This window comes from Ensifer sp. LC11 (genome assembly GCF_001695835.1).
Classification (GTDB): domain Bacteria; phylum Pseudomonadota; class Alphaproteobacteria; order Rhizobiales; family Rhizobiaceae; genus Ensifer.
This window is the reverse complement of the sequence record NZ_MBSO01000067.1, coordinates 1-15,534: the sequence shown is the minus strand read 5'-3', so window position 1 is coordinate 15,534 and position 15,534 is coordinate 1. Positions and strand designations below refer to the sequence as shown.

The following is a 15,534-nucleotide window of genomic DNA, read 5'->3' as shown; positions in this document are numbered from 1 at the left end:
CGCCCCCTTCGACGGGCAGCGGCGCAGGGGCTGACGAGACAATCGGGAACAGGTAACGACGGATGGACTATTACTGGCAATTGCTTGCCTGGGGCGGCGAGGGCTGGGGCGATGATTTCGCCTGGGGCCTGGTGATGACCTTGCAGGTATCCGTGGTCGCCTATGCGGTTGCGGTTCTCTTCGGCTTTCTGGGTGCCGCCGGCAAACTGTCGAAGCACCGCCTACCGCGTTACCTCGCCGGGATCTATACGACGGTCGTCCGTTCGTTGCCCGAACTGCTCGTCATCCTCCTTCTCTATTTTTCCGTTGCAAGCGGCGCCGAGCGGCTTTTGAAGCACTTCGGGCTTGTGGCCGAAACCTTCCAGTTCAGCTCGTTCTGGGCGGCGATCATTGCGCTTGCCTTCGTCTCCGGCGCCTTCATGACCGAGGTGCTGCGCTCCGCTTTTCTCTCGGTGCCGCCGGGCCAGATCGAGGCGGCGGTTTCGATCGGCATGCCGAGACGCAAGGTTTTCACCCGTGTTGTTTTCCCGCAGATGATGCGCCACGCCGTGCCCGGCATGGGCAATCTCTGGCTGTCGATCACCAAGGAAAGCGCCATCATCAGCGTGCTCGGCTCCTTCAGCGAACTGCTCTACACGGGATATCGCGCAGCGGCAGGCACCAAGCAGTACATCTTCTTCTACGGGCTGACGGCCATCCTGTTTCTGGCAATCACGCTCGTTTCCGTCCTGGTGATTGCTGAGATCGAGCGCCGCCTCAACCGGGGGCACCACTGATGGAAACGATCTCCAACGTCATCGGCTTCCTGCCGGCCCTGATCAAGGCAACCCCGCTGACTCTGCTCTTGACCGCGGTCGCCGGCGTCTTCGGACTGGTCATCGGCACGCTCGTGGCGCTCGCCCGGCTTTCCGGCCGCCGCATCCTTTCGGTGCCAGCCTACGTCTTCACCTTCGCCTTCCGCGGCACGCCGCTGTTGGTGCAGATCTACCTCGTCTATTACGGTTTGGGGCAAGTTCTGCCCGGCACCTGGGTGCGTCACAGCTTTCTCTGGCCCTATCTGCGTGATGGCCTGTGGTATGCGATCTTTGCGCTGAGCCTCAACCAGGCGTCCTACAATGCCGAAGTTATCCGCGGCGCGATCAAGGCAATTCCGCGCGGCCAGATCGAGGCGGCAAAATCGATCGGTATGCGTTCGTCGATGATCCTTCGCCGCATCACCCTGCCGCAAGCGTTCCGCTCCTGCCTGCCGGTACTGACGGGCGATCTGATCATCCTGTTGAAGACGACGTCGCTCGCCTCGACCATCACCATCCTCGAGGTCATGGGCACCGCCCGCATGCTGCAGCGTCAATCGCTTCTGATTTTCGAACCGTTGATTGCCGCAGGCATCATCTATTTCACCGTCGTCTTCATCCTGACGCGCGTCATGGGCGTGGTCGAGAAGCGGCTCACCCGCTACCGCACGGCGAAGGCATAACGAGGAGGCGCGCTTGGGCGCGCGAGAGGAACGAACATGGCTGCAACAGCGCTTTCGGTGAAGAACATTCACAAGAGCTTCGGATCCGTCGAGGTGCTGAAAGGCGTCTCCTTCGAGGCAAAATCCGGCGACGTCATCTCGCTGATCGGCAGCAGCGGGTCCGGCAAGAGCACGCTGCTGCGCTGCATCAACTATCTGGAGACGCCGGATGAAGGCGAAATCTCCGTCTCGGGCGAGGTGATCCGCACCGTCAAGGGCAAGGACGGCAAGCTTGCCGCCGCCGACAAGCGGCAGCTCGAACACATCCGCACCCGTCTCGGCATGGTGTTTCAGAGCTTCAATCTCTGGTCCCACAAGACCATTCTCGAAAACATCATCGAAGGGCCGATCCACGTGCTTGGCATGGCCCGCAAGGATGCCATCGGCGAGGCGGAGCTGCTGATGGAAAAGGTCGGCATCACACCGAAGCGCGACCACTATCCGAACCAGCTCTCCGGCGGCCAGCAGCAGCGCGCGGCGATCGCCCGCGCTCTGGCGATGAAGCCGGAGGTAATGCTCTTCGACGAGCCGACTTCGGCGCTCGATCCGGAACTCGTCAACGAGGTGCTGCTCGTCATCAAGAAGCTCGCTGAAGAAGGGCGCACCATGGTGATGGTCACCCACGAAATGTCACTCGCCCGTGATATCTCCAGCGAGGTGATCTTCCTGCACAAGGGGCTGGTCGAAGAGCGCGGCGCGCCCTCGCAGATGATGCGTGACCCGCAATCGGCGCGACTGCGCCAGTTCCTGCAGATGGCTTGAGGAGGCCCCGATGCGCGACGCCAATTTTTCCCACTTCCTGCCCGAACTCGTCGAAATTCGTCATCAACTGCATGAAATGCCCGAAATCGGCCTCTCCGAGGTGAAGACCTCGGAATATGTCGCGGGGCTGCTGCGGTCCTGGGGCTTCGAGGTTACGCGTGGCCTGGCAACGACCGGGATCGTCGCGACGCTGAAGCGCGGCAACAGCAATCGCGCCATCGGCTTTCGCGCCGACATGGACGCGCTGCCGATGCAGGAAGAAACCGGCCTTGCCTATCAGAGCAAGCATCCGGGCGCCATGCATGCCTGCGGCCACGACGGTCACACCAGCATGCTGCTCGGGGCCGCCTGGGCGCTGTCGAAGGACGAGAGCTTCAACGGCACGGTGCATCTGATCTTCCAGCCGGCCGAGGAGAATTTCGGCGGCGGCAAGCTGATGATCGAGGACGGGCTGTTCGAGCGCTTCCCCTGCGAGCGGGTCTATGCGCTGCACAACTGGCCGGGCCTGCCTGCTGGCACCTTTTCCAGCCGCGCCGGCGCAATGGCCGCGTCGATCGATGTGCTGACCTTGACGATCAGGGGCAAGGGTGGACACGGCGCCCAGCCGGAGCTGACGATTGACCCCGTTGTCGTCGGTTCCAGCGTCGTGATGGCGCTGCAGACTCTGGTCTCACGCAACGTGTCGCCGCATCAGCCGTCGGTGCTGACGGTCGGTTCGTTCCAGTCGGGCTCGGCTTCAAACATCATTCCAGATACGGCGGTGCTGGAAATCAGCATGCGCGCGATGGATCCGGTCGTGCGCAAGCAATTGCAGGAGCGCGTCGAGCAGATCGCCCGTTTCCAGGCCCAGAGCTACAACGCAGAAGCCACCTTCGACTGGCAGGTCGGTTATCCCGCGACGATCAACGATGCGCAGGCTGTCGAGGACGCCCGGGCGGTGATCGCCGAGACCTTTGGCGCCGACGCCTATGTAGAGCTTCCCGAACCACTGATGGGCAGCGAGGACTTCTCTTTCCTGCTGGAAAAAGTGCCTGGCGCCTATGTGCTGATCGGAAACGGCGACAGCAGCGGGCTCCATACCACCCGCTACGACTTTAACGACGAAATCCTCGAACGTGGGGCGACGTACTTCTACAACCTCGCGCGCGCTGCACTGGTCTAGCCTGGGTCACGGACTCACAAGCCGGGACCCATATCCTTGCGGAAGCGAGTGCGACGGCGGCGAGGACGTTGCTTGCGAGTTCGTAGCGTGTGGCGATACCGCGGACCGCTATGATGAGGGATGCCGCCGGCAGTCGCATGAGATGTCGAACCGAACCCATGCGCGGCGCGGTCATTCCGGTTGATGGCGGCTGGCTGGCGCGATGAGCTGAGATGCTTGGCCCGCGCCGATATGGCAATCGGCGTGATGATTTTTGACTTCCAGGAGGGGTTCAGGCCGCCAAGGCTGCCCGAGGCATCGACGACACGACGAACCTCGGCATCAAGGGCAGTGTGCCTGGCTTCACGATCAGGTCGAAACTCATCTTTCGCCTTTCTGGTACGGGATCATCAAAGCCTTGGGATAGGCGGCGCGGCGTGCGACCAGGATCAACGCCAGGATCGACAGCGCATAGGGCATCATCAGGAAAACCTGATAGGGCACGATGCCGCCCGATATCTGCTGAAGGCGAACCTGATAGGCATCGAAGGCGGCGAACAGGATGGCGCCGATCAGCGCCTTTCCTGGCCGCCAAGAGCCGAAGACGACCAGTGCGATGCAAATCCAGCCGCGCCCGTTGATCATCTGGAAGAAGAACGAATTGAAGGCCGAGGTGGTGAGAAAGGCGCCGCCGACCGCCATCAGCGCGCTGCCGACAACGACGGCGCCCATGCGAATACCGGTGACCGAAATGCCCTGGGCCTCGACCGCCGACGGGTTTTCGCCGGCAGCGCGGACCGCAAGGCCGACGGGCGTGCGATACAGAATCCAGGCAACAGCTGCGACCGACACGAAGGCAAGATAGGTCAGTGGCGTCTGGGTAAACAGCGCCTCGCCGACGACCGGAATGCTGGACAGGCCCGGGATCGGCAGGGGCTGGAACGGTTCGATCTTGGGCGGCGATGTAACCTCCGGCAGCGCAAGACGATAGATGTAATAGGTAAGACTCGTGGCAAGCAGCGTGACGCCGATACCGACGACGTGTTGCGACAGGCCAAGCGGTACCGTGAGCGTGGCGTGCAGCAGGCCGAACATGGCGCCCACAAGGGCAGCGACCAGCAATCCGGCCCAAAGATCACCGCCAGAATATACGGTGAACCAGCCGGCGAATGCACCGGCCGTCATGATCCCCTCGATGCCGAGGTTGAGGACGCCCGCGCGCTCGCAGATCAACTCGCCCATGGTCGCGAAGATCAGCGGAGACGCGATGCGGATGGCGGCAACCCAGAAGGAGGCGGTGAAGAGGATTTCAAGCGCGTCCATGTCACCTCCACCTGATCCGGAATCGCGTCAGAAGGATCGCGACCACCATCGTCAGCAGCGAGGTGGCGACCATGACGTCGGCTATGTAACTCGGCACCCTGGCCGCACGGCTCATGGCATCGGCGCCGACGAAGATGCCGGCGACGAAGATGGCCGACGCAATGACGCCGAGCGGATTGAGCATGGCCAGCATGGCGACGACGATGCCGGTGTAGCCGTAGCCCGGCGACAGGTCGAGCGTCAGGTTTCCCTTGAGCCCCGAGACTTCTGAGAAGCCCGCAAGCGCAGCCAATCCGCCCGAAAGCAACGCCGTCTTCATCAGCGCGCGGTTGACCGGAATGCCGACAAACCGCGCGCCCTCGGGATTGTGGCCGACGGCGCGCATTTCGTAACCGAGAACCGTCTTTTTCATGACGACCCAGACGAGAACGGCCGAAACCAGAGCGATGACGAAGCCGTAGTGCAGGCGCTTGCCCTGGATGAGGCGCGGCAGTTGCGCTTCGGCGATGACCTTCTGCGATTGCGGCCAGCCGAGCCCCATCGGATCCTTGAGCACACCTTCAAGCAGCATCGATACGAACAGCAGGATGATGAAGTTGAGCAGCAGCGTGGTGACCACCTCGTCGACGCCGAAGCGGGTCTTCAGCACGGCAGGGCCGAGCAGAAGCAGCGCGCCGGCGGCCATGACGGCGACCATGATCACCGGGATCAGGATGGCCGAAGGTAAAGGCAGCGCGCCGGTGCCCAACACCACGGTGACGACGCCACCAATGTAGAGTTGGGCTTCCGCGCCGATGTTCCAGAGCTTGGCCCGAAAGGCGACGGCGATCGCCAAGCCCGTGAAGATCAGTGGCGTCGCGCGGGTCAAGGTTTCCAGCAGCGCGAATTGTGAGCCGGCCGCGCCCTTGGCCACAAGATAGAAGACCGACAGCGGCGAAGCGCCAGCGGCAAGAACCAGGATCGACGTCAGCATCAGCGTTGTGGCGATGGCCGCCAGCGGAAACAGCAAGGTGATCGCCAAGGACGGTGCGGGCTTCGGCTCAAGCCGCATGATCGCTGTGCTCCCCGCTGTGACCTGCCATCAGTTCCCCCAGTTCCCGAATGCTGCGCTCGCCGCGCGAAGACGGCGTCGAAAGGCGTCCCTTGGACATGACGATGATGCGGTCGGACAATGCCAGGACTTCCTCGAGGTCTTCCGAAATCAGCAATATCGCCGCGCCCCTGCCTCGCGCTTCAAGCAGCATCCGGTGCACGTAGGCGACGGCGCCGACATCGAGGCCGCGGGTCGGCTGGCTTGCAAGGATAATTGCCGGGTCGGGATCAAGCGCTCGGCCGAGGATAAGCTTCTGCATGTTGCCGCCCGAAAGCAGGCGTATGCGGGCCTCGGGCGAGGGGCATTTGACGTCGTAGTCGGCAATGAGTTTCTCGGCGAAGCGGCCGGCGGCCTTCCAGTTGAGAAAGCCCATGCGGCTGAACCGGGGGCTTCGGTAACGTTCGGCGATGACATTCTCCGTCACGCTCATGTCGCCGATGCTGCCGATGGCGTGGCGGTCTTCCGGAATGCGTCCCACGCCATGGGCAAGTGCTGTGCGCGGCGACCAGTCGGCGACCTCCCGCCCGGCGATGGAAATGCTGCCGTTCGTCGGACGCCGGATGCCGGCGATGAGAGCGGCAAGGACAGCCTGGCCATTGCCGGCAACGCCGGCAAGGCCGGTGATTTCACCCGCTGTGAGCGTGAGCGATACGTTATCGAGGCCGGCCCCGTTGTACGGCGGCGTGGAGACGCGTTCGAGCACCAGCAGCGGGGCACCCAGCTTAACCGGGCTTACCTCCGCTGGCTTGACCTCCTGGCCAACCATGAGAGCCGCCAGTTCTTTGCGATCGGTCGAGCCTGTTTCGCGCTCGCCGACGAGCTGGCCGGAGCGTAGGACCAGCACCCGATCGCTGACAGCCATCACTTCGTGCAATTTATGGGAGATGAAGATGATCGAAAGGCCCTGGGCGACGAGCAGCTTCAGCGTGCGGAACAGTGCGTCGGTCTCGGCGGGGGTCAGAACGGCCGTCGGCTCGTCCAGGATCAGGATGCGGGCTTCACGATAAAGGGCCTTTAGGATCTCGACGCGCTGGCGTTCGCCGACCGAAAGGGTGGAGACGGTGGCCGCGGGATCGACGGCGAGGCCGAAATCGGCGGACAGTTGCTCGATGCGCCGCCGCGCTGCGGCCCGGTCAAGCCGCATACGCCAGAGGCTCTGCGTGCCAAGGGTGATGTTTTCCTGCACCGTCATGTTGTCAGCGAGGGTGAAGTGCTGGTGGACCATGCCTATGCCGGCATCAAGGGCAGCGCGCGGATCTCCCGGTGGAAGCGGCTTGCCAAAAGTCTCGACGGTTCCCTCGTCGGCGACGTAGTGGCCGAAGAGAATGTTCATCAGCGTTGTCTTGCCGGCACCGTTCTCCCCGAGAAGCGCGATGACTTCGCCCCGCATCAGGTCGAAGGAAATGGCCTCGTTGGCCCTGAGTGGTCCGAAATGCTTGCTGATGCGGGAAAGACGAAGGGCGAGATTGCTTGACACGTCGGTGACCGGAAGTGGCGTTGCGGGAGAGCGGCTTTGCTTCCCGTCCAGGCAGAGGATGGTTGCTGTCGGCGAAGCGTAATCCTCGCCCGGCACTGCCAACCACCTCTGCCACGAACGGGAGGAACGGAAGGGCTAGCTCGACTTCGGCTCTGCGTCGTTGATCTCGACGGTGAACGAACCGTCCTTGATCATCTTTTCCTTCTCCGCGACCTTGGCCTTCACGTCTTCCGGAATCTTGCTGTCGAAGGTTCCGAGCGGCGCGAGCGAACAGCCGCCGTTCTTCATGAAGGAATAGACGCCGTAGTCATCGGCCTTGAAAGCGCCGGCCTTCACCTCGGCAATCGCCTTGTCGAGGGTCGGTTCGAAATGCCACAGCGCTGAGGCGACAACGGTGTCCGGATAGTCTGCCTGGGTGTCGATGACATTGCCGATGGCCAGGATCTTCTTCTCCTTTGCGGCATCGGAGACGCCGAAACGCTCGGCATACAGGAGGTCCGCACCGCCATCGATCTGGGCGAATGCGGTCTCCTTGGCCTTGGGTGGATCGAACCAAGAGCCGATGAAGGCGACCTGGAACTTGGTGTCCGGGGCCACTTCCTTCACGCCGGCCATGAATGCGTTCATCAGCCTGTTGACCTCCGGGATCGGGTAACCTCCCACCATGCCGATGTTCTTGGACTTGGTCATCGCACCGGCGACGAGGCCAGACAGATAGGATGCGTCCTGGATATAGTTGTCGAAAACCGAGAAGTTCGGTACGGCGGCATCGGGTTTGAAGCTAGAGCCCATCAGGAAGGCGACATCAGGATAGTCCTTGGCGACGGTGCGGGCGGCATCCTCGACGCCGAAGACCTCGCCCACGATCAGCTTGTGGCCGGCCTCGCAATATTCGCGCATGACGCGCTCATAGTCGTTGTTCGCGGTGTTCTCCGAATAAACATACTCGATGTCGCCGCGCTCCTTGGCGGCGTTGGCAGCCTTGTGGATACGGCTGACCCACTGCTGTTCGACCGGGACGGTATAGATGGCCGCCACCTTTATCGGGTCCGCAGCGAGCAGGCGACTGGGCAGACCCGCCGCAGCGACAACGGCGGAGGCACCGGCAGTTTTGATCAGGGTTCTTCTGGAAATGATGAAATTGAAGGAATCGCTATGCATTAAGGTCCCCTCTGATTGATTGCGCGTCTTGGAACGCGTCTTTTTACCACCTGGTCAATGTAGGTGAAGTTGGGAGGCGCAGCAATTGGGCGCGGAGCGCCATTCAACCAGAAATGACCCGGCCTCGGCGACGAGGTCTCAGTCGTTTGGAGCCAAAGGCTCAGGATGGCAGACCGACAGGCGCACAGCTATTCCCTCACGTCGGGGCAGAGGCAAGCTTGCGGGCGATCTCGAAGAAGGCGCTGACAAGTTTCCCATTGCTCCGCTCACGCAGACAGATGAGAGCTTCGTCCATCAACATCTCGGGTGCCTCGATCTCGATCGGGATGAGGCGGTTGTCTTGCCCGAACTCGGCCGAGGAGACAAAGCCGACGCCGCCGCCGGCCGCAACGATCTCGCGCACGGCCTCGCGGCCTTCGGCTTCGATGAGGGGCGTCAAAGGCATGCCGCATTGCTTGGCCATCGCTTCCAGCTTCTGGCGGGTCTTGGAGCCTTGTTCTCGCATGACGAGCGGATGCTTGGCGAGGTCAGCGAAGGTGACCGATTTCTGGCCCGCGAGTGGATAGTCGCGGCTCGCAAAGGCGATGATCGGCGTGGAGTTGAGCTTCAGTATGTCGAAGTCGCTCGATTGCGGGATTTCGCCGAGAACGCCGATATCCGCCTCGTAGGCGTGCAGGCTTGTGATGACCGTCTCGGTGTTGCCGGAATCGATCGACACCTGCACCGTTGGATAGGTGCGCCGGAAGGCGGCAAGGATGTGCAGCAGATGGTGGGCCGCATCGGCGACGATGCGGAGCTTTCCGGCCCTGAGTGCCCGCGATTCCGAAAGCAGGTCGAGCGCCTGCTGTTCGACATCGAACATGCGGCGGGTGACTTCCAGAAGCTGCTGGCCGGCCTGGGTCAGCGTTACCTGCTTCTTGTTTCGGTTGAAGAGCAGGACATCGTATTCCTCCTCGAGCTTGCGCACCTGGTCGGAAACCGCAGGCTGGGTGAGGAAGAGCGCTTCCGCCGCGCGTGAAAAGCCGCCGTGAATGGCCACATTGTGGAAGGCGCGAAGCTGGACATAGCGCATGTGTGCGGCGCCTTTCGATAGATTTCACCTATGGGTTTATTAGAACGAACGATTTGATTTATGTAAAGCGGCAAAGGATAGTTTTCGGATTCCATCCTTTTTGCGGAGTGAGCACATGAACCTCCCGGCTGTCGCCCTCGAACTTGCCGCCGCCACCGTTCTCTTGCTCTACGCCGTCAGCCTCGTGAAGAAGGGCGTTGAAGCGGCCGCTGGCGACATCGTCGCGCGCACGGTCGGTGGAGCCGGTGGACGGCCGCGCGCGGCCGCCTGTGGCTGCGCGGTCGCAATTGCGCTGCAGAGTTCGACAGCCGTCGCCATGCTGGCTGCGGGGTTCGCCGTCAGCGGTGCATTGGCGCTCGATATCGGTCTGGCGGTGCTGCTCGGCGCCGATCTCGGCTCGGCGCTCGTCGTCAAGATCCTGTCCTTCGACCTGCACTGGCTGGCGCCGCTCCTGATTGCGGCCGGCGGTCTCGTGCATTTGAAGGCATCGACCCGGAAGACCGTCGAGGCCGGGCGCGCCGTTCTCGGCATCGGGCTTTTGCTTTTGTCGCTGCAGATGATCGGCCATGCGACGCAGCCGCTCGCACAGAGCCCGCTGCTGCCTTCCGTCGTCGCCTTCGTCGGCAGGGACGCGCTGACGGTGATGATCCTCGCCGCGCTTTTTACCTGGGCGCTGCATTCGAGCGTGGCGGCGATCCTGCTGATCCTTACCTTTGCCGCGAAGGGTATCGTGCCCGTCGAGATCGGCATTCCGCTGGTTCTCGGGGTCAATGTCGGCGGCGGGTTGATCGCGCTCTGGCTGACGCGCGGTCTGCCTGTCGAGGGCCGACGTTTGCCGCTCGGAAATCTACTGTTTCGCGCCCTGTTCGGCGCAGCGGTTTTCGGCCTTTTCTCGTTGCATGCTCCTTTCGCTTGGCTTCCAGGCGAGACGGCGGCTGCAAAGCTCGTCAACCTGCATGTGCTTTTCAATGCTGCACTTGTGCTCGTCGGGACAGTCTCCTGCGGCCCGATGGCGCGCCTTGTTCGGCTGCTCATGCCGGATGCTGCCGGCAAAGGTGATCATTCGGTCCATGTCAGCGCACTCGATCGCACGCTGATCGACAAGCCGCCGCAGGCGCTTGCGGCTGCGGCGCGCGAGGTATTGCATATGGGCGATCTCATTGCCCGAATGCTGGAGCCGGTCATGACGGTCATCCACGCGCCGACGCCGGAGGCGGTCAAAGCGCTGCTCAGCATCGACGGCAATATTCATCGCGCTCACAGCGAGATCAAACTCTACATCGCCGCCGTCAACCGAGGCATTCTCACAGAAGACCAATCACGACGTGGCATCGAGCTCACCGAGGCGGCGATCCACCTCGAATATGCCGGCGACGTCGTGGCGAAGAGCCTATTGCAAATGGCGGAGGAGCGGTTGGAGGGGGCGGGCGCCTTTTCTCTGGAGGGGTGGCGCGAACTCACCCTGCTGCATGCGGCCGTGGCTTCCAACGTCAGGCTCGCGGCCAACCTTCTCGTTTCGCCCGACCCGGTGATCGCCCGCGAGATGGTCCGGCAAAAGGAACATGTACGCCGCCTCGTCGAGGAGAGCAGCAAGAGCCATTTGGAGCGGCTTCGGCAAGGTGTGGCCGCCAGCATCCTGTCGAGCGACATGCACCTGGAGATCGTGCGGGCGCTGAAGGAGGTCAATTCGCTGGTGACGACCATGGCCTATCCGCGCCTGCGCGAGAACGGTGACCTGCTCGAAAGCCGGCTGGTCCCAGCGGCGTGAGATATATAAATTCAGCCTATAGATTGATACAAAAGAACGATTTTACAGATATATGTTTCCGCCGCATTGTCGTTCTCGAACACGCCAACTGCGAGGACGGACAATGCCAAACACCGCTTCTGACAGAACCATCGCGCCCCTGGAAACGCCGAGGCTGGGCGAACCCTATCTCCTGACGCCCGGCCCGCTGACGACGGCCTACGAGGTCAAGGAAGCCATGTTGCGGGACTGGGGTTCATGGGATGGCGACTTCCGGGCGATGACAGCCAAGCTGCGTCGGGAACTGCTCGAGATTGCCGGCGATAGCAAGGGCGAGTTCGATTGTGTGCCGATGCAGGGCAGCGGCTCATTCTCGGTCGAGGCGATGCTCGGCAGCTTCGTTCCGAAAGGCGGCAAGGTGCTGGTGCTGATGAACGGTGCCTATGGCAAGCGCATTGCCCAGACACTCTCCTATCTCGGCCGCGAGCACGTGACGATCGACAAAGGCGACTACATGCCGCCCCGCGGGCCGGAAGTTGCCGCCGCACTCGACGCCGACGCTGCTATCACCCATGTCGTCGTCGTCCATTGCGAGACGAGCTCCGGCATTCTCAACCCGTTGAAGGAGATCTCCGACACCGTCTATTCCCGCGGCCGCAAGCTGCTCGTCGACTCGATGAGTGCCTTCGGCGCGGTGCCAGCCGGTATCGGCGATTTCCGCTACGAGGCGATTGTTTCCTCCGCCAACAAGTGCATCGAGGGTGTACCCGGCTTCGGCTTCGTCATTGCTCGCAAAAGCGAACTGGAGGCCGCCAAGGGCCGCAGCCATTCGCTGAGCCTCGATGTGCATGCGCAGTGGGACTACATGAACAAGACGGGCCAATGGCGTTTCACGCCGCCGACGCATGTGGTTGCGGCCTTCCTCGAAGCGCTCCGGCTGCACCGCGAGGAGGGCGGGGCAGCCGGCCGCGGAGCCCGCTATGCCCGCAACCGCGACGTCATGGTCGCCGGCATGCGCGAGGCAGGGTTCGAGACGCTGCTTGCCGACCAGTGGCTGTCGCCGATCATCGTCACCTTCTTCAGCCCGGCCCATTCCGCCTTCGCCTTCGACCGCTTCTACGATCTGATGAAGGACAAGGGCTTCATCATCTATCCGGGCAAGCTGACCGTGGTCGACAGCTTCCGCGTCGGCTGCATCGGCCGCATGGACGAGCATGTCATGCGCCGCGTGGTCGCAGCCGCTCGTGAATCCCTCAATGAAATGGGCGTCGACAGCGCCGCCCCGCCGGCCGTCGCCCTTGAAGAACGCCGCCGCCTCGCTGCCTGAACAAAGGAAATTCCAATGAACCAGATGTCCAAGATCACCGTCACCGCCAACCGCCGCACCTATCCCTGGCCGAAGGTTCCGGCCATCGCCATCTGCCTCGACGGTTGCGAGCCGGCCTATCTCGACGAAGCCATCAAGGCGGGGCTGATGCCGACGCTCGAGCGCATCCGCAAGACCGGAACGGAGCGCACCGCGCTCAGCGTCATCCCGAGTTTCACCAACCCGAACAACCTTTCCATTGCCACCGGCCGGCCGCCGGCGATCCACGGCATCTGCGGCAACTATCTCTACGAGCCGCAGACCGGCAACGAAGTGATGATGAACGACCCGCGCTTCCTGCGCGCGCCGACCATCTTCAAGTCCTTCTACGATGCCGGCGCGAAGGTGGCCGTGGTGACGGCCAAGGACAAGCTGCGCGCGCTGCTCGGCCACGGCCTCAAGTTCGACGAAGGCAGGGCGATCTGCTTCTCCTCGGAGAAGTCCGACAAGACGACCAAGGCGGAAAACGGTCTCGACAATGCCTCGGCGTGGCTCGGCCGTCCGGTGCCGGAAGTCTATTCGGCGGATCTCTCCGAGTTCGTGTTTGCCGCCGGCGTCAAGCTGCTGAAGGAGTTCCGCCCTGATGTCATGTACCTGACGACGACGGACTACGTGCAGCACAAGTACGCCCCCGGCGTGCCTCAGGCCAATTCCTTCTACGAGATGTTCGACAAGTACCTGACCGAACTCGACGCGCTTGGTGCTGCGATCATCGTCACTGCCGACCACGGTATGAAGCCAAAGCACAAGGCGGATGGTTCGCCTGACGTCGTCTACGTTCAGGATCTGCTCGACGAATGGCTCGGTAAGGACGCCGCGCGCGTGATCCTGCCGATCACCGACCCCTACGTCGTGCATCACGGCGCGCTCGGCTCCTTTGCGACCGCCTATCTGCCCGAAGGCGCGGACAAGGAAGAGATCATCGAGCGCCTGAAGGCGATCGAGGGCATCGACGTCGTGCTCTCCCGTCCGGAAGCCTGCGTACGCTTCGAGCTGCCTGACGACCGCATTGGCGATCTCGTGCTGATCTCGACCGAGAACAAAACGCTCGGCACCAGCGAGCACCGGCACGATCTCGCCGCGCTCAATGAGCCGCTGCGCTCGCATGGCGGCCTGACCGAACAGGAAGTGCCGTTCATTGCCAACCGCAAGCTTCCCGAACTTCTGACGGCGGGCACGCTGCGCAATTTCGACGCGTTCTTCTACGCGCTCGTCGCAGCGGCGCAAGCTGAACACTAGGGAGGACGCCATGACCAAGGTGGAAACGGCATTTGCAATTCGCCACGAGCCGATGCGGATCGCTGGCAAGGCAGTCGATACCGAGGGGCGCATCGAGGTGCGTTATCCCTTTAACGATGCCGTCATCGGCACCGTTCCGGCTGGTAACGCCGAGCATGCCCGCAAGGCCTTCGAGATTGCGGCGGCCTACCAGCCGAAGCTGACGCGCTACGAGCGTCAGCGCATCCTGCTGAAGGCGGCGGACCTGCTCGTCGCCCGCAAGGAGGAGATCTCCGACCTGATCACGCTGGAGCTCGGCATCTCGAAGCAGGACTCGCTCTATGAGGTCGGTCGCGCCTTCGACGTGCTGACACTGTCCGGCCAGATGTGCATCCATGACGATGGCGAGATCTTCTCCTGCGACCTCACCCCGCACGGCAAGGCGCGCAAGATCTTCACCACCCGCGAACCGCTCAACGCCATTTCGGCGATTACGCCCTTCAACCATCCGCTCAACATGGTGGCGCACAAGGTGGCGCCAGCGGTCGCGACGAACAATTGCGTCGTCCTGAAGCCGACCGAATTGACGCCGATGACGGCGCTCGTCTTCGCCGACATCCTCTATGAGGCCGGCCTGCCGCCGGAGATGCTGTCGGTCGTGACCGGCTGGCCTGGCGATATCGGCATGGAGATGATCACGAACCCGAACTTCGACCTCATCACCTTCACCGGCAGCGTGCCGGTCGGAAAGCTGATTGCGGCGCACGCCCACTACAAGCGACAGATTTTGGAACTCGGCGGCAACGACCCGCTGATCATCCTCAACGATCTCTCGGACGCCGATCTCGCAAAAGCCGCGGATCTTGCCGTTGCCGGTGCGACGAAGAACTCCGGCCAGCGTTGCACGGCGGTGAAGCGCATTCTCTGCCAGGAAAGCGTCGCGGACCGCTTCGTGCCGCTGGTGCTGGAGCGGGCGAAGAAGCTGAAGTTCGGCGATCCGATGGACCGCGCAACCGAACTGGGCACGGTCGTGCATGCACGCGCGGCGGAGGTCTTCGAGCAGCGCGTGTACAAGGCGGCGGAAGAGGGGGCGGAAATCCTCTACAACCCCGGCCGGCAGGGCGCCCTGCTGCCGCCGATCGTGGTCGACCGGGTCACGCATTCGAGCGAGCTGGTGATGGAGGAAACCTTCGCGCCGATCATTCCGATCGTGCGCGCGCCCGATGACGACGACGCGCTGATCGCGCTTTCGAACTCGACGGCTTTCGGACTTTCCTCCGGCGTCTGCACCAACGACTTCCGGCGCATGCAAAAATACATCGCCGGGCTGAAGGTCGGCACGGTCAATATCTGGGAAGTGCCGGGCTACCGCATCGAGATGAGCCCATTCGGCGGCATCAAGGATTCCGGCAACGGCTACAAGGAAGGCGTCATCGAGGCGATGAAGAGCTTTACCAACGTCAAGACATTCTCCTTGCCATGGTGATCTCCAGCGTTTCCCCCGCTGATTCACCCCTCTGGGAGCCGCTACGCCGGCTCCCTTTTTTGTAAGCAAGTAAACCTCCACCTCCGGTGGAGGACTGGACGAGTTCTACATCTTCCTTGAGAGACCTCCGTGCTTGGACCGCTAGGCTGGCCGAGACATAGAACGGAGGTTT

13 protein-coding genes are annotated in these 15,534 nt (G+C 62.5%); 8 read left to right on the top strand and 5 right to left on the bottom strand.

Features of this window, described 5'->3' with window-relative positions; translation table 11 throughout:
- Window positions 1-62: 62 nt before the first annotated feature.
- The 4 genes from BBX50_RS26895 to BBX50_RS26880 are packed head-to-tail and all read left to right on the top strand — an operon-like array spanning window position 63 to window position 3,440.
- The gene (locus tag BBX50_RS26895; RefSeq protein WP_065778348.1) at window positions 63-776 is read left to right on the top strand and encodes an ABC transporter permease subunit; all 714 of its coding nucleotides are present in this window, start codon (window positions 63-65) and stop codon (window positions 774-776) included.
- On the top strand, window positions 776-1,477 hold the full coding sequence (locus BBX50_RS26890; RefSeq protein ID WP_065778347.1) for an ABC transporter permease subunit: 702 nt from the start codon (window positions 776-778) through the stop codon (window positions 1,475-1,477). Before BBX50_RS26895 ends, BBX50_RS26890 begins: the two co-directional genes overlap by 1 nt.
- 36 nt (window positions 1,478-1,513) lie before the next feature.
- Window positions 1,514-2,278, top strand: coding sequence for an ATP-binding cassette domain-containing protein (locus tag BBX50_RS26885; protein WP_065778346.1), 765 nt, complete (start codon window positions 1,514-1,516; stop codon window positions 2,276-2,278).
- Window positions 2,279-2,288: 10 nt separating this feature from the next.
- Window positions 2,289-3,440, top strand: coding sequence for a M20 aminoacylase family protein (locus BBX50_RS26880; RefSeq protein WP_065778345.1), 1,152 nt, complete (start codon window positions 2,289-2,291; stop codon window positions 3,438-3,440).
- A gap of 360 nt (window positions 3,441-3,800) precedes the next feature.
- Here BBX50_RS26880 and BBX50_RS26875 read toward each other — a convergent pair whose 3' ends face one another.
- The 5 genes from BBX50_RS26875 to BBX50_RS26855 all read right to left on the bottom strand — a co-directional run bounded on the left by BBX50_RS26875 (window position 3,801) and on the right by BBX50_RS26855 (window position 9,545).
- On the bottom strand, window positions 3,801-4,742 hold the full coding sequence (locus tag BBX50_RS26875) for an ABC transporter permease (RefSeq protein ID WP_065778344.1): 942 nt from the start codon (window positions 4,740-4,742) through the stop codon (window positions 3,801-3,803).
- A gap of 1 nt (window position 4,743) precedes the next feature.
- Window positions 4,744-5,793 carry an ABC transporter permease gene (locus BBX50_RS26870; protein WP_065778343.1) on the bottom strand — a complete coding sequence of 350 codons (1,050 nt, stop codon included), beginning with the start codon at window positions 5,791-5,793 and terminating at the stop codon, window positions 4,744-4,746.
- Window positions 5,783-7,312, bottom strand: a complete 1,530-nt coding sequence (locus tag BBX50_RS26865) for an ABC transporter ATP-binding protein (RefSeq protein WP_065778507.1) — start codon at window positions 7,310-7,312, stop codon at window positions 5,783-5,785. The genes BBX50_RS26870 and BBX50_RS26865 overlap by 11 nt, the downstream gene beginning before the upstream one ends.
- A 135-nt stretch (window positions 7,313-7,447) precedes the next feature.
- Window positions 7,448-8,473: a BMP family protein gene (locus BBX50_RS26860; RefSeq protein WP_065778342.1), complete on the bottom strand. Its 1,026-nt coding sequence runs from the start codon at window positions 8,471-8,473 to the stop codon at window positions 7,448-7,450.
- A gap of 196 nt (window positions 8,474-8,669) precedes the next feature.
- A complete protein-coding gene (locus BBX50_RS26855; protein WP_065778341.1) occupies window positions 8,670-9,545 on the bottom strand; it encodes a LysR substrate-binding domain-containing protein in 876 nt (291 codons plus the stop codon).
- A 115-nt stretch (window positions 9,546-9,660) separates the two neighbouring features.
- Between BBX50_RS26855 and BBX50_RS26850 the strand changes: the two genes are divergently transcribed.
- From BBX50_RS26850 to phnY, 4 genes are all read left to right on the top strand, one after another.
- Complete coding sequence (locus BBX50_RS26850; RefSeq protein ID WP_065778340.1) at window positions 9,661-11,313, top strand: Na/Pi cotransporter family protein; 1,653 nt, start codon at window positions 9,661-9,663, stop codon at window positions 11,311-11,313.
- A 103-nt stretch (window positions 11,314-11,416) separates the two neighbouring features.
- Window positions 11,417-12,619 carry a 2-aminoethylphosphonate--pyruvate transaminase gene (locus BBX50_RS26845; RefSeq protein ID WP_065778339.1) on the top strand — a complete coding sequence of 401 codons (1,203 nt, stop codon included), beginning with the start codon at window positions 11,417-11,419 and terminating at the stop codon, window positions 12,617-12,619.
- A 15-nt stretch (window positions 12,620-12,634) separates the two neighbouring features.
- On the top strand, window positions 12,635-13,897 hold the full coding sequence (gene phnA, locus BBX50_RS26840; RefSeq protein ID WP_065778338.1) for a phosphonoacetate hydrolase: 1,263 nt from the start codon (window positions 12,635-12,637) through the stop codon (window positions 13,895-13,897).
- Window positions 13,898-13,907: 10 nt separating this feature from the next.
- A complete protein-coding gene (phnY, locus tag BBX50_RS26835) occupies window positions 13,908-15,362 on the top strand; it encodes a phosphonoacetaldehyde dehydrogenase (protein ID WP_065778337.1) in 1,455 nt (484 codons plus the stop codon).
- Window positions 15,363-15,534 lie beyond the last annotated feature (172 nt).